Source organism: Castellaniella caeni NBRC 101664, assembly GCF_001592225.1.
GTDB classification, from domain to species: Bacteria; Pseudomonadota; Gammaproteobacteria; order Burkholderiales; family Burkholderiaceae_B; genus Castellaniella; species Castellaniella caeni.
Map to the genome: position 1 here is coordinate 102,828 of NZ_BCWN01000006.1, position 14,427 is coordinate 117,254.

Annotated in this window: 10 protein-coding genes; 9 read left to right on the plus strand and 1 reads right to left on the minus strand. The window is 67.2% G+C overall.

Features of this window, described 5'->3' with window-relative positions:
• Positions 1-102 precede the first annotated feature (102 nt).
• The 4 genes from uvrA (at position 103) to CCA01S_RS05920 (ending at position 9,053) form a co-directional block, all read left to right on the plus strand.
• A complete protein-coding gene (gene uvrA, locus CCA01S_RS05905; protein ID WP_066455443.1) occupies positions 103-5,808 on the plus strand; it encodes an excinuclease ABC subunit UvrA in 5,706 nt (1,901 codons plus the stop codon).
• A gap of 64 nt (positions 5,809-5,872) precedes the next feature.
• Positions 5,873-7,363: an aminodeoxychorismate synthase component I gene (gene pabB, locus CCA01S_RS05910; RefSeq protein ID WP_084386532.1), complete on the plus strand. Its 1,491-nt coding sequence runs from the start codon at positions 5,873-5,875 to the stop codon at positions 7,361-7,363.
• A gap of 65 nt (positions 7,364-7,428) precedes the next feature.
• Positions 7,429-8,244, plus strand: coding sequence for an aminotransferase class IV (locus CCA01S_RS05915; RefSeq protein WP_066455447.1), 816 nt, complete (start codon positions 7,429-7,431; stop codon positions 8,242-8,244).
• A gap of 143 nt (positions 8,245-8,387) precedes the next feature.
• On the plus strand, positions 8,388-9,053 hold the full coding sequence (locus CCA01S_RS05920) for a C40 family peptidase (RefSeq protein ID WP_198149914.1): 666 nt from the start codon (positions 8,388-8,390) through the stop codon (positions 9,051-9,053).
• Between the two features lie 182 nt (positions 9,054-9,235).
• Here CCA01S_RS05920 and CCA01S_RS05925 read toward each other — a convergent pair whose 3' ends face one another.
• Positions 9,236-9,601 (minus strand): DUF2325 domain-containing protein, encoded by a 366-nt coding sequence (locus tag CCA01S_RS05925; protein WP_066455453.1) that lies wholly within the window; start codon positions 9,599-9,601, stop codon positions 9,236-9,238.
• 288 nt (positions 9,602-9,889) lie between these two features.
• Between CCA01S_RS05925 and CCA01S_RS05930 the strand changes: the two genes are divergently transcribed.
• From CCA01S_RS05930 to CCA01S_RS05950, 5 genes are read left to right on the plus strand one after another with little or no spacing between them, the layout of a single operon-like run.
• Positions 9,890-11,107 carry an amino acid ABC transporter substrate-binding protein gene (locus CCA01S_RS05930; RefSeq protein WP_066455455.1) on the plus strand — a complete coding sequence of 406 codons (1,218 nt, stop codon included), beginning with the start codon at positions 9,890-9,892 and terminating at the stop codon, positions 11,105-11,107.
• A gap of 49 nt (positions 11,108-11,156) precedes the next feature.
• On the plus strand, positions 11,157-12,020 hold the full coding sequence (locus CCA01S_RS05935; RefSeq protein ID WP_066455457.1) for a branched-chain amino acid ABC transporter permease: 864 nt from the start codon (positions 11,157-11,159) through the stop codon (positions 12,018-12,020).
• A complete protein-coding gene (locus CCA01S_RS05940; RefSeq protein ID WP_066455463.1) occupies positions 12,017-12,964 on the plus strand; it encodes a branched-chain amino acid ABC transporter permease in 948 nt (315 codons plus the stop codon). The genes CCA01S_RS05935 and CCA01S_RS05940 overlap by 4 nt, the downstream gene beginning before the upstream one ends.
• Entirely contained in the window at positions 12,961-13,695 is a 735-nt protein-coding gene (locus CCA01S_RS05945) for an ABC transporter ATP-binding protein (protein ID WP_066455465.1), read from the plus strand. The genes CCA01S_RS05940 and CCA01S_RS05945 overlap by 4 nt, the downstream gene beginning before the upstream one ends.
• On the plus strand, positions 13,692-14,414 hold the full coding sequence (locus CCA01S_RS05950) for an ABC transporter ATP-binding protein (protein WP_066455466.1): 723 nt from the start codon (positions 13,692-13,694) through the stop codon (positions 14,412-14,414). Before CCA01S_RS05945 ends, CCA01S_RS05950 begins: the two co-directional genes overlap by 4 nt.
• Positions 14,415-14,427 lie beyond the last annotated feature (13 nt).

The window sequence follows — 14,427 nt, forward strand, 5'->3', positions numbered from 1 at the left end:
ACGGCGGCCGGTAACAAAGCCGCCGACCAAGCCGCCCACGATATCCCCAGCGCCACCGGGCCCAAACCACCGCCCGCCGCGGGGGCAGATTATCATGACGGCATGAACGCTCCCATCCGCATTTTCGGCGCCCGCCAGAACAACCTGAAGAACCTGGACGTGACCATCCAGACTGGCGAATTGCTGGTCGTCACCGGGGTCTCCGGCTCGGGCAAATCGTCCCTGGCATTCGACACCCTGTACGCCGAAGGCCAGCGGCGCTATGTCGAAACCTTCTCGCCCTACGCGCGCCAGTTTCTCGACCGCATGGACAAGCCGCAGGTCGATCGCATCGAGGGCATTTTGCCCGCCATCGCCATTGACCAGATCAACCCGGTGCGCAACTCGCGCAGCACCGTGGGCACGATGACCGAGCTCAACGACCACCTCAAGCTGCTGTACGCGCGCGCCAGCCACCTGCACTGCGCCCAGTGCGCGCGCCCGGTGCTGCGCGACAACCCCGCCACCATCCGCCAGCAGCTCGACGCCCTGTGTGCCGCCACCGATCCGCGCCTGGTGGTCACCTTTCCGGTCACGGTGCCGGGCAATTTCACCGAAGACGAGGTGCGCAGCTTTCTCGAACAACAGGGCTATACGCGCGTGCACACGCCGGGCGGCGCCACACCCGCCGCGGAGGGCGCGACCGTAATCGCCGATGGTGCGGCGGCGGGCGCGGCCGGGGATGGGATCGCAACCGGCAAGCCGGGAAAATCCGGCAAGAAAGCCAAGGCGGCAGCGGCACAGCGCCGCCTGCACGTCGTCCAGGATCGTTTCCGCCTGGGCAACGCCGAAGACGCGCGCATCGACGAGGCGCTGGAAATCGCCCTGCGCCAGGGCAATGGCCGCCTCACCGTCTACGCCCTGTTCGACGACCACGAAGAAGCCTGGCGCTTCAGCTCGGGCCTGCACTGCGCCGCGTGCGACATCGAATACGGCACGGCCCTGCCCAGCACCTTCTCCTTCAACTCCCCCCTGGGGGCCTGCGAAGCCTGCAAGGGCTTTGGCCGCGTCATGGGCATCGACTACGGCCTGGTCGTGCCCGACGAAAGCCGCAGCCTGCGCCAGGGCGCCGTCAAGCCCTGGCAGACCGAAAGCTATAAAGAATGCCAGCAAGAGATGGAACACTACGCCGCCAAGATCGGCATCCGTCTCGACACCCCCTGGCGCCAGCTGACCGCCGCCGAAAAATCCTGGGTCATCGGCGGCGCGCCCGACTGGAAAGGCGGGCCATCGGCCTGGAAGCATCAGTGGTACGGCATCCAGCGCTTCTTCGACTGGCTGGAAACCAAGGCCTACCGCATGCACGTGCGGGTGCTGCTGTCCAAATACCGCAGCTACACGCCCTGCCCCGTCTGCCTGGGCGCGCGCCTCAAGCCCGAAGCCACCCTGTGGCGTCTGGGGCGCGACAGTGACGCCATCCCCGGCTACCCGCGCTTCAAGCCCGCCGCGGCGCACTGGACCCCCACCCAGCTGGCCCAACTGCCCGGCCTGGGCATCCACGACCTCATGCGCCTGCCCATCGCGCGCGTGCGCGACTGGTTCGAGCACATCGAACTCGGCCAGGCGCTGGACGAAGCCCTCGACGACCTGCTGGACGAAGTCCGCACGCGGCTGCGCTTTCTCTGCGACGTGGGGCTGGGCTACCTGTCGCTCGACCGTCAAAGCCGCACCTTGTCGGGCGGCGAGGTGCAGCGCATCAACCTCACGACCGCGCTGGGCACCTCGCTGGTCAACACCCTGTTCGTGCTGGACGAACCCTCCATCGGCCTGCACCCGCGCGACATCCACCGCATCGTCCAGGTGATGCAGCGCCTGCGCGACCACGGCAACACCCTGGTCGTCGTCGAACACGACCCGCAGGTGATGGTGGCCGCCGACCGCATTCTCGACATCGGCCCGGGCCCAGGCGAACGCGGCGGACACATCGTGTTCGACGGCACACCCGCCGAACTTGCGGTGGCCGACACGCTCACCGGGCGCTACTTCGGCGGGCGCCAGCGCATCGAAGCCCCCCGCCCCCTGCCGGTGGCCGACAAGACGCCGCGTCTGCTGCTGCAGGGCGTGCGCGCCAACAACTTGAAAAACATCGATTTTTCCCTGCCGCTGGGACGCCTGGTGTGCCTCACCGGGGTGTCGGGCTCAGGCAAATCCACGCTCGTGCAGGACGTGCTCTACCCCGCCTTGCTAAAGCGCCTGGGCCGCCCCACCGAAGCCCCCGGCGCATACGACGCCCTGCTGGGCGCCGAGCTGATCGCCGACGTGGTGATGGTCGATCAGACGCCCATCGGCAAGACGGCGCGCTCCAATCCGGCCAGCTACGTGGGCGCCTTCGACGCCATCCGCAAGCTGTTTGCCGCCGCCCCGCTGGCGCAAGAACGCGGCTACACGGCAGGCACTTTCAGCTTCAACACCGGCGACGGGCGCTGCCCCGGCTGCGGCGGCACGGGCTTCGAACACGTCGAGATGCAGTTCCTGTCGGACGTCTACCTGCGCTGTCCCGACTGCAATGGCCGACGCTTCCGCCCGCAGATTCTCGAAGTGCGCATCGAACACATGGGGCGCACGGCTTCCATCGATGAAGTGCTGGACATGACGGTGAGCGAGGCGCTCGACTTCTTCAAGGGCCTGCGCGACGTGCAATGGGGCCTGGCGCCCCTGGCCGACGTCGGGCTCGAATACGTGCGCCTGGGCCAACCCGTGCCCACGCTTTCGGGCGGCGAGGCCCAGCGCCTGAAACTGGCGGGCCACCTGGCGGCCGCCGCCAAGTCGCGCGCGCCCCAGGGCATGCTCAAGGGCAGCCTGCTGCTCTTCGACGAACCCACCACTGGCCTGCACTTCGACGACATCGCCCGGCTGATGCGCGCCTTTCGCAAGCTGCTGGCCGCGGGTCATTCGCTGCTCATCATCGAACACAACCTCGACGTCATCCGCGCCGCCGACTGGATCATCGACCTGGGCCCCGACGGCGGCGACCAGGGTGGCCAGATCCTGGCGCAGGGCACGCCCGAGACCATCATGCGGGCGGCCACGTCATACACCGGGCAGGCCCTGGGCGACTATGCGCGCCAGCTGGAAAACCCGGCCCTGACCCTGCGCGAACCGGCCCCACGGCTGCCCATGGCGGCCAGCGCGGACATCCACATCGTCAACGCGCGCGAGCACAATCTGCGCGGCATCGACGTCCACATCCCGCGCAACGCCTTCACGGTCGTCACCGGGGTGTCGGGTTCGGGCAAATCCACCCTGGCCTTCGACATTCTCTTCAACGAAGGCCAGCGCCGCTACCTGGAATCGCTCAACGCCTACGCGCGTGCCATCGTGCAGCCCGCGGGCAAGCCCGACGTCGATGCCATCTACGGCATCCCGCCCACCGTCGCCATCGAGCAGCGCACCAGCCGTGGCGGGCGCAAGTCCACCGTGGCCACCATGACGGAAATCCACCACTTCCTGCGCCTGCTGTACGTGCGCCTGGGCACGCAGACGTGCCCGGACTGCCACGTGCCCGTCGCCCCGCAGACGCCCGAGCAGATCGTAGCGCAGCTGCTGCGCGACCACGAGGGCGAGCACATCGGCCTGCTGGCTCCGCTGGTGGTGGCGCGCAAGGGCTACTACACCGACCTCGCCAAGTGGGCCGCCGCGCACGGTTACAGCCATTTGCGGGTGGACGGCGAATTCATCCCGGTCAGTCCCTGGCCGCGCCTCGACCGCTATCACGAGCACACCATCGAGCTGCCCGTGCGCGACCTCATCGTGGATGTGCGCGACGAGGCCGGGCTGCGCGAGGCCGTGCGCGCCGCACTGGCACTGGGCCACGGCAGCTTTCGCGTGCTGTCCGGCCTCACCGCCACGGGCCCGGCCACCATCGAGGCCCGCCGCGCGGCGGGCCTGGCGCCCGATCCGCAGCTGCTCACCTTCTCCATCAAGCGCGCCTGCCCCAGCTGCGGTACGAGCTTTCCCGAACCCGACCCGCGCCTGTTCTCGTACAACTCGCGCCACGGCTGGTGCCCGGCCTGCTTCGGCACCGGTCTGTCCCTGGCCGGCTTCACCGAAGACCAGACCGGCGAAGAGGCCTCCTGGCTCGACGCGGGCGAGGGGCTGCAGACTTGCCCGCAATGCCACGGACAGCGGCTCAATCGCGTGGCGCTGGCCTTTCTGTGGCACGACAAATCCATCGCCGAGCTGGCCGCCCTGCCGGTCAGCGAAGCCCAGCACTTCTTCACCCGCCTCGACACCCGCGGGCGCGAAGCCGAAATCGCACGCGACATCCTGGCCGAAATCCGCGGGCGCCTGAACTTCATGCTGGAGGTCGGGCTGGGTTACCTGGCGCTCGACCGCGCGGCCCCCACGCTCTCGGGCGGCGAGGCCCAGCGCATCCGCCTGGCCGCGCAGCTGGGCTCCAATCTGCAAGGCGTGTGCTACGTGCTCGACGAGCCCACCATCGGCCTGCACCCGCGCGACAACCGCATCTTGCTGGGCGCCCTCAGCCGCCTGGAAGGCAATGGCAACACCCTGGTGGTGGTCGAGCACGACGAGGACACCATCCGCCGCGCCGAACATGTCATCGACGTCGGCCCGGGGGCCGGCACGCGCGGCGGCATGATCGTCGCGCAGGGCTCGGTGGACGACATCATGCACAACCCGGCCTCGCTCACCGGACGCTATCTGCGCGAACCTCTGGTGCACCCCATGAACGGGCGCCGGGCCGTGGCCGCCGACACGCCATCGGTCGAGATCATCGACGCCTCGCTGCACAACCTCCGACACGCGCACGCCCGCATTCCGCTCGGGCGGCTGTCCGTCATCACCGGGGTCTCCGGCTCGGGCAAATCCACCCTGGCACGCGAGGTGCTGCTCGACAACCTCAGCCGCCGCGTGGGCAGCAAGCTGTCCACGCCCTGGCAGGGCTGCCGCGACATTCGCGGCTGGGAAGCCATCGACCGCGTGCTTGAAGTCGATCAGACCCCCATCGGCAAGACGCCGCGCTCGTGCCCGGCCACCTACGTGGGTTTCTGGGACGACATCCGCAAGCTCTACGCCAGCACGCGCGAATCGCGCCTGCGCGGCTGGACAGCCTCGCGCTTTTCCTTCAACACAGGCGATGGCCGCTGCCCCGAGTGCGAAGGCCAGGGCATGCGCACCATCGAAATGAGCTTCCTGCCCGACGTCAAGGTGCCCTGCGACGCCTGCCACGGCGCGCGCTTCAATCAAGAAACCCTGGGCGTGCAATGGAACGACCACAGCGCGGGCGACGTGCTGCGCATGGAAGTCGACGACGCCGTGGGCCACTTCGCGGCGCACCGCAAGATCGCACGTGCCCTGCAGCTGATGCAAGACGTGGGCCTGGGCTATCTCACGCTGGGGCAGCCCTCACCCACCTTGTCGGGCGGCGAGGCGCAACGCATCAAGCTGGTGACCGAGCTCACCAAGGCACACCTGGACGAAGGCGTGCTGCGCACGGGGCGGGCGTCCCGCATACCGCATACGCTGTACGTGCTGGACGAGCCCACGGTGGGGCTTTCCACCGCCGACGTCGAGAAGCTCATCCGCGTGCTGCACCGCCTGGTCGAGGCGGGGCACACGGTGGTGGTCATCGAGCACAATCTGGATGTCATCGCCGAGGCCGACTGGATCGTCGATCTGGGCCCGGAAGGCGGCGACCAGGGCGGTCAGGTGGTGGCGCAAGGCAGCCCCGAAGATCTTTGCGCCAGCAGCACCCACACCGGGCGCATCCTGGCCGAATTCCTGCAACGCGTACACTCGCCCGCCTGAAGCTCGAAGCCAAACCTGAACCTGACGATCAATATACCCGCCACCCGCCCGACGCCCATATTGCATGTTTGACCCAACTCCCACTGCCGCACACCACCTGAACGACTCGTCGGCAGGGGGCGGGCGGCCTTCGACTTCGTCCACGTCCACGTCCACGTCCACGTCCACGTCCACGTCCACAGAGTATGGGACATCCGCCGTCTGGCGCGAGCGCCCGGTCTGCCGCTTCGAGAACCGCCTGGTCGGCTGGTCGCTGGAACTGCAACAACCCGTGCGACGCATCACCGCCCGCCAGCGCGACGAACTGCCCGCCGCCTGGCAGGCCATCGAAGCGGCGCGCCAGGCGGGCCACTGGGTGGCGCTGCTGCTGAACTACGAGCTGGGCGCCTGGCTGCTCGACCCGCCAACGGCACAATCCGGCCGTTCAGCCCCCCCGAACCCAGGTTCAGATTCGGGCTCGGGCTCGGGCTCGGGCTCGGGCTCGGGCTCGCATTTACCTTCGCACGCATCCCCCGGTTCGCCCCCGAATCCGCCCCCGGACGCTCCGCCGCTCACCGCTCTGGTCTTCGCCCAGGCGGACGAGCGCGGCACCCGGCCCCGCTGTGCGGTCGGCTCCGGTCAAGCCCCGGCGACTGCGCCCGCCCCCGCCGCCGACGCGCAAACCGGGGACGCCGCCCATCCCACGGATGCGGCCCGCAGCATGCGTCCGGGCATCACCCAGGCGCGCCACGCGCAGGCGATCGGCGCGATCCGCGCGGGCATCGCGCGCGGCGACTACTACCAGATCAACTACACCCTGCCCCTGCGGCTGGACTGGCCTGACTCGCTGGATCCCGTCCAGGCCTACGAGCGGCTGCTCGCGCGGCATCCGGTGGCGCACGCGGCCTGCATCCATGACGCAGGCCGCTGGATACTCTCGCTTTCCCCCGAACTGTTCGTCGCCCGCGAGGCAAGCCGCCTTCATACCCGGCCCATGAAGGGCACGGCGCCACGCCACCGCGACCCCGAACGCGACCGGCAAGTGGCTCAGGCCTTGCTGCACAGCGAAAAGAACCGGGCGGAAAACCTGATGATCGTCGATCTGCTGCGCAACGACCTGGGCCGCATCGCCACGCCGGGCAGCGTCCGCGTCCCGGCGCTCTTCACGCTGGAAGCCTACCCCTCCGTCTGGACGCTGACCTCGTCGGTGCAGGCCGAGGCGCCCGGCGTGCCGTTGCAGCGCGTGCTCGAAGCGCTCTTTCCCTGCGGCTCGATCACCGGGGCACCCAAGATCGCCGCAATGCGGGCCATCGAGGCACTGGAGCAGCGGGCGCGCGGCATTTACTGCGGCAGCGTCGGCTGGCTGGCGCCGGACGGCGACTTCTCCCTCAACGTCGCCATCCGCACCATCGAGCTGCGGGACGGACAGGCACAGTTCGGCGTGGGCGGCGGCATTGTCCACGACTCGCAGGCCGACGAAGAATGGCAGGAATGCCTGTGGAAAGCCCGCATTCTGCAAGGCTGGACGTTCGAGGATCCCCAACATCCGATATCCGACCCGATATCTGATACCTGACCTGATGTTTGATACCCGACCCGATACCTGACATCCGACCCGACACCCGACACCTGATACCCGCCGTGACGCCCAACGACCTGCCATCCTTGATCGAAACCATGCGCTTGCAAAGCGGGCGGATCGCGCTGTGGCCCTGGCACCGGGCGCGCCTGCTGGCGTCGGCGCGGGCGCTGGGCTACCAGCTGGACATGGACGCGCTCGACGCGCGCATCGCGGAAGCGCTCGGGCCGTCCCGCCGGGCGGCAGTCGGCACGGTGCCGCCCGCGGGCACTCCGGGGGACATCGTCCTCCACGGCACGGCCGCCACCAATATCGCCACCCACGAGGCTGCGGCGGAGCACCCCGGCGATATCGCCCAGGCCAATGCCGCCCAGGCCGACGCCGCCTGGCGCGCACGCCTGCTGCTGGCCCCGGACGGGCAGGTGACGCTCGACGTCCAGCCACTGCCGCCCACGGCCAGCCCAGTGAGCATCGCGCTGGCCCGGGACGCGGGCGTCGAAGCTCCCGAGCGCATGGGCCACCGCTATCTGTCGCACAAGACCACGCACCGCCCCTGGTTTGTTGGCGCGCAAGGCTGGCTGCAGACCCATCCGCAGTACTTCGACCTGATCTTCTGCGACGCGCGCGGCAACGTCTGCGAAGGCAGCCGCAGCAACCTCTACGCGCAGGACGAGCAGGCCCGCTGGCTGACGCCACCGCTGGCCTGCGGCCTGCTGCCGGGCGTGCAGCGCCAATGGCTGCTGGAACACGGCCTCGTCCAGGAGGCACGCCTGAGCAGCGCCGACCTGCGCGCGGCCCCCGCCCTGCGCATCTCCAACGCCCTGCGCGGCTGGCTGGATGCCCACCTGAAGCCCTGGCGGGAAACACAGGCTGGGTGAAAAAACAGCCTTTACCCGAGGCCCCTCTTCCGATAGAATCAGCCAGTTGCCCGCATGGTGGGCATCTTTTTTAACCCCCCGGTGTTCACTTCGGGCCACGCATCTGGCTCTGGGGTAGTGCCTACCAACGAACTCCACCATCCATGCCACCACCACATTCCGCTTCCGCATCCCACCTGCCCGCCCTGTTTTCCATGGGCCGCCTCTTGAAATGGGTGTTGTGCGCCAGCGCGATTGCATTGGCAGGATGCGCCACCCAGCCGCAGCAGACCGCGGACGCCTCATCCAGCAACCGCCTGCTGCGCGACAACTACCTGCTGAAAACCCAATCCGACCCCTTGGGAGCGTGGCTCGACAGCAAAGACAGCCTGGCCATCGATTACCCCCAATCCAGCGCCGGGCCCAGCTCTACCGCCCCCAAGACCATGGTGTCCACCGCCATGAAATTCCTGGGCGTCAAATACCGCTACGGCGGCGACGCGCCGGGTCAGGGCTTCGACTGCAGCGGCCTGGTGGCCTACGCCGCCGAAAAATCACTGGGTCTCAAGCTGCCGCGCACGGCCAGCGGCCAGGCGCAAACCGGCATCTCGGTCGATCGCGACGAACTGCGCCGCGGCGACCTGGTCTTCTTCAACACCTTGGGTCGGCGCTACTCGCATGTGGGTATCTACCTGGGCGACCGCAAGTTCGTGCATGCCCCCCGCACCGGTGCCGCCATCCGCGTAGACAGCATGGACATGGCCTACTGGCGCTCACGCTACAACGGCGCGCGCCGCCTGCAAACCCAGACCGACACAGCCCGGCGCTAAGCCTGCTTCCCACGCAGGGTTGACCCCGCGTGGCACCCTGGCAAGACAAGACCACGACAGAGCCCCAAGCGGGGCGCTCCATGCAAAAGGCCCCGATCATCGTATCGGGGCCTTTTGCATGGCCGGTCTCGCGCGGCAGGCAGTCGCAGCCACAGCCGCGCGCCCGAACCTCAGATGCACGACTAGTGCAGGCGTACCTTGGCAGGCTGGCGAGCGTCAGCCGTCTGGCGCAAGGGGCACGCTTTACAGAAGCCGCACTGATCCAGCGCCTGCTGCATGCTGCAGACCGACCGGCGGCACGTCATCACCCGGATACCGGCCCGCTGCGCGGCCGCACGAAACGTCTTCATGACGTTGTGGCCGAGAAAGTCGGTCAGCAGAATCACCAGATCGGTGCCCGACGGCAAGGCGGGCGACTTTTTCTGGTGCGCGGGGTCGCGCCCGCTGATGTGATGTCTGATGGCGATGTTGTGATCCAGCAGGAGATCGGGGATATTGCCCAATCGATCGGCACCGACGATGAGTGCGCTGACCTGAGACTGCGCCATGGGGGAACTCCTGAGAGGGGTTGAACCTGCCGGATGAGACATCCTCCGGCAGTTTCTAAATAATAATCATTCCTATTTATAAACGCAATAAAAATCAAGACCGAAGGGGGAAAAACCCTGCAACAGTCTCGACGAAAGTCAAGTTTCGCACGCGAATCTCCACCGAGATTACGGACGATTTAGCGCCACGTTTCACGCATTTTCAGGAATCAGTCAGATTTCATTCAGAAACTTGTTACGTTGCCCAGCGCACAATGTCACATAAAACCATACACAGGAGACTGTTCCATGCATACGCTATTTCGGCATGCCCTTCCATGCGCTGCGGTCGCGCTGGCCCTGGGGCTGAGCAGCGGCATCAGCCAGGCGGCGGACAACCAGATCGTGCTGGGCGCATCCGTGCAGCTGACCGGCCCGGTGGCCAACACGGGCCGCTACTATAAAGATGCCTACGAACTGGCTGTCGAGCAGATCAACAGCAAGGGCGGCGTCACCGTCAACGGCAAGAAATACACCCTGGCGCTCAAGCTGTACGACAATCAGTCGGACGTCAACCTCAGCGTGCGGCAGTACACGCAGCTGGTGACGCAAGACAAGGTGAACTTCCTGCTTGGCCCCTTTGCCAGCAATTTCGCCCTGGCCGACTCCGCCGTGTCTGAAAAGTACCAGATACCCATGGTGCAAGGCGGCGGCGCCTCCGACCAGATCTTCTCGCGCGGCTTCAAATACGTCTTCGGCACGCTGGCGCCGGCCAGCGACTACTTCGGCAGCACGCTGAAGATGTTCAAGCAGCTCAAGCCGCAGCCCAAGACGGTGGCCCTGTTGTATGCCGACGATTCCTTCGACGTATCGGTGGCCAAGGGCACGCGGCCCATGCTCAAGGAAGCCGGGGTCGATACGGTGCTGGACGAACGCTACAGCTCGAACACCAGCGACTTCAACACCTTGCTGTCGCAGATCAAGTCCAAGCAGGCCGACGCGGTGCTGGTGGCCGGGCACGAGACCGAGATCCTCAACTTCATCCGTCAGGCCAAGAGCCTGGACGTCTCGCCCAAGTTCTACTCCTTCACCGTGGGGGTGCCCAGCGAAGACTTCCGCAAGGCCCTGGGCAAGGATGCCGACTACGCCTTCGGCATGAGCGCCTGGCTGCCTTCCGACGCCCTGAAGGACGACTGGTTCGGCGATGCCGCGCAGTTTGCCAAGGCCTGGGAAGCCAAGCACCACTACGAGCCCGACTACCATGCCGCCTCGGGCGTCTCTGACGTCGAGGCCATCGTCAAGGCCGTGGAAAAAGCCGGCACGCTCGATCCCAAGGCCGTGCGCAACGCCCTGGCCGCCAGCGATTTCGACAGTCTGTACGGGCACGTGAAGTTTGCCGCCAACGGCCAGATTCACCTCGACCAGACCGTGATCCAGGTGCAAAACGGCAAGCCGGTGGCCATCTTCGACGGCAGCAAGTTCCTCCAGCAGCCGCAGTACCCCATGCCCGACTGGGCCAAGCGCTGAGCAAGCACCCAACTGAGCACGCCACCCCCCATCGCCCGGAGCCCTCGCCTTGGACCTTTTGCTGCAAGTCCTCATCAACGGCATCCTGCAAGGCGGGCTGTACGCCATCGTGGCGCTCGGCCTCGCCCTGGTGTGGGGGGTGCTCAACATCGTCAACCTGGCCCATGGCGCCTTCATCATGGTGGGCGCCTATCTGTCGTGGTACAGCTTTCACTGGCTGCACCTCGACCCCTTTCTCGGCCTGCCGCTCACGGCGGTGCTGATGTTCGTGCTGGGCTACGCCATCCAGCGCGGCATCCTCAACCTGATCGTGCGCTCGCCCATGTTCAACACCCTGCTGATCACCTTCGGCATGGAGGTCGTGCTCACGTACCTGGCGCAGCTGGTCTTCTCGGCTGACTTCCGCACCATCAACCCCGGCTACTCGGGGCGCAACATCACGCTCGCGGGGGTCACGATCCCCCTGGTGCGGCTGGCCGCCTGCGTGGTGGCGGTCGGTCTCACCGTGCTCATGTGGTATTTCCTGCTGCGCACCCGGCTCGGGCGCGCCATCCGCGCCACGGCGCAGAACCTCTCGGCGGCCCGCCTGTACGGCGTCGAGCCGCGCCACCTGTACGCCGTCACCTTCGGCCTGGGCCTGGCGCTGGCCGGTGCCGCGGGCGGCCTGTACGGCACCGTCTCGCAGATCAACCCCTACATCGGCGCCACGCTCACCGCCAAGTCGTTCGCCATCGCCATCATCGGCGGGCTCGACACCCCCCTGGGCGTGATCGCGGGCGGCCTCATCCTGGGCCTGATCGAATCACTCACCACGCTCTACATCGGCCCCACCTTCGCCGACGTGGCCAGCTTCGGCGTGCTCATCCTGGTGCTGATTTTCCGGCCCACGGGCCTGCTCGGGAGAACCGCATGAAGGCCTGGCGCATCCTGCTCGTCCTTGTCGTCTTCGTCGCCCTGGCGCTGCTGCCCTGGTACGGTTCCGACCTCATGATCCAGTTCGGCATCAGCACCCTGCTGCTGGCGGTGCTGGCCCAGGGCTGGAACATCATCGGCGGCTACACGGGCTATCCCTCCTTCGGCAACTCGGTGTTCTACGGCCTGGGCGCCTACGGCGTGGGCATCGCCATGGTGCAATGGCAGCTGCCCTTTGCCGTGGGCATGGGCTTCGGGGTCGTGCTGGCAGTGGCCTTCGCCTTCCTGCTGGGTGTGCCGGTGCTGCGCCTGAAAGGCCACTACTTCGCCATCGCCACCCTGGCCCTGGCGCAGATCATGGCGGCCATCACCTCCAACATCCCGCTCGCGGGCCAGAACATCGGCCTGGTGCTGCCGCCGCTCAACGACGACCGCCTGTTCTACGAACTCTCACTGCTGCTGCTCGTGGCCGCCACGCTCACCATCTGGTGGCTCACCCGCAGCCGCTTCGGCTTCGGCCTGATCGCCATCCGCGAAAACGAGGAAGGCGCGGTCGTCATGGGGGTGGACACCACCCGCTACAAGGTGCTGGCCTTTGCCCTGGCGGGCATCTTCAGTGCGCTGGCGGGCGGCATCCACGCCTACTGGATCACCTTTCTCGACCCCGAAAGCGCCTTCGACATCACGCTCAACGTCAAGATGATCATCATGGCCGTCTTCGGCGGGCCGGGCACCATCCTCGGGCCCATCGTGGGCGCCTTCATCCTCTCGGCCGTCTCCGAGCTGCTGTCCAGCGAAGTCACCAGCATCGCGGGCCTGTTCTTTGGCATCGTCATTGTGGTGGCCGTCGTCCTCATGCCGCGCGGCCTGGCCGACGTCGTGCGGCGCTTCCACCGCCTGGGCTGGCACTACTTCATCGACAACGTCCGGACGAACCGCATATGAGCCCGATTCTCGAAGCCCGCCAGCTCACGCGCCGGTTCTCCGGGTTGGTGGCCGTGCACGACGTCAGCTTTTCGCTGGCGCAAAACGAGATCCTGGGCTTCATCGGCCCCAACGGCGCGGGCAAGACCACGCTCATCAGTCTGCTCAGCGGCACCCTGCCGCCCTCCGAAGGCGAAGTCTGGTTCGACGGGCGGCGCATCGACCGCCTGGCCGCATTCCGTCGGGCACGCCTGGGCATCGGCCGCACCTTCCAGATCATGCAACCGTTTCCGGGCCTGTCGGTGCTCGACAACGTGGCGGTGGGCGCGCTCTTTGGGCGCGGCCAGGGGCAGTCCAAGCTTGCCAAGGCGCGTGAAAGCGCCCGCGAGTGCCTGCAGTTCGTGGGCCTGGGCAAGCACATCGACCACCGCGCCGAAGACCTCGGCGGCCCCGACCGCAAGCGGCTCGAACTCGCCAAGGCCCTGGCCATGCAGCCGCGCGTGCTGCTGTGCGACGAAGTGATGGCGGGCCTCAACCTGGTGGAGATCGACGAAGTCATCGACATCATCCGCAAGGTGCGCGACACGGGCATCAGCATCATCGTCATCGAACACGTCATCAAGGCCATCCGCAACCTGTCCGACCGCATCATGGTGCTGCACCACGGCGAAAAAATCGCCGATGGCGCTCCCGACAGCGTGTTGAGCGACCCGCGCGTGGTCGAAGCCTACCTCGGGAAGAAGCGCACATGAGTTCCACCGCCCCCCTGTTGCGCATCGAACGCCTCTGCGCGGGCTACGGCCTGGTGCAGGTGCTGCACGACGTCTCGCTCGAAGTGCGCGAAGCCGAATTCCTCGCCCTGGTGGGCAGCAACGGCGCCGGCAAGACCACCTTGCTGCGTACCCTCTCCGGCCTGTTGCCGGTGCAGTCGGGCCGCATCCAATGGTCGGGAACCGATATCCAGGGGCTCACGCCCGACCAGATATTCCGCCACGGCATCGTGCAGGTGCCCGAAGGGCGCCAACTGTTTCCGCGCATGTCGGTACAAGACAACCTGCTGATGGGCGCCTACCGGCGCACCGACAAGGCAGCCGTCCGCACCGACCTCGATCGGGTGTACACCCTGTTTCCGCGCATGGCCGAGCGCCGCCGCCAGCTGGCGGGCAGCATGTCGGGCGGCGAGCAGCAGATGTGCGCCATGGCGCGCGCGCTCATGGCGCGCCCGCGCCTGCTGCTGGTGGACGAAATGAGCCTGGGGCTGGCACCCATCATCGTCGATCAGCTGATGGACAACCTGGCCGCCATCCGTCGGCAAGGGGTCACCGTGCTGCTGGTCGAACAGGACATCCACCTGGCCCTGGCGGGCACCGACCGTGCCTACGTGCTCGAAACCGGCAACATCGTGCGCGAAGGCCCGGCCAAAGACCTGATCGAAGACCCGGAACTGAAGCGCGCCTACCTGGGCGTGTAGGCAGGCCGGACGG

Excerpts from the sequence above, each read along its gene's own strand:
- pabB (WP_084386532.1), top strand. The coding sequence starts at position 5,873 with ATGTTTGACCCAACTCCCACTGCCGCACACCACCTGAACGACTCGTCG.
- CCA01S_RS05945 (WP_066455465.1), top strand. The coding sequence starts at position 12,961 with ATGAGCCCGATTCTCGAAGCCCGCCAGCTCACGCGCCGGTTCTCCGGG.
- CCA01S_RS05930 (WP_066455455.1), top strand. The coding sequence starts at position 9,890 with ATGCATACGCTATTTCGGCATGCCCTTCCATGCGCTGCGGTCGCGCTG.
- uvrA (WP_066455443.1), top strand. The coding sequence starts at position 103 with ATGAACGCTCCCATCCGCATTTTCGGCGCCCGCCAGAACAACCTGAAG.
- CCA01S_RS05920 (WP_198149914.1), top strand. The coding sequence starts at position 8,388 with ATGCCACCACCACATTCCGCTTCCGCATCCCACCTGCCCGCCCTGTTT.
- CCA01S_RS05950 (WP_066455466.1), top strand. The coding sequence starts at position 13,692 with ATGAGTTCCACCGCCCCCCTGTTGCGCATCGAACGCCTCTGCGCGGGC.
- CCA01S_RS05940 (WP_066455463.1), top strand. The coding sequence starts at position 12,017 with ATGAAGGCCTGGCGCATCCTGCTCGTCCTTGTCGTCTTCGTCGCCCTG.
- CCA01S_RS05925 (WP_066455453.1), bottom strand. The coding sequence starts at position 9,601 with ATGGCGCAGTCTCAGGTCAGCGCACTCATCGTCGGTGCCGATCGATTG.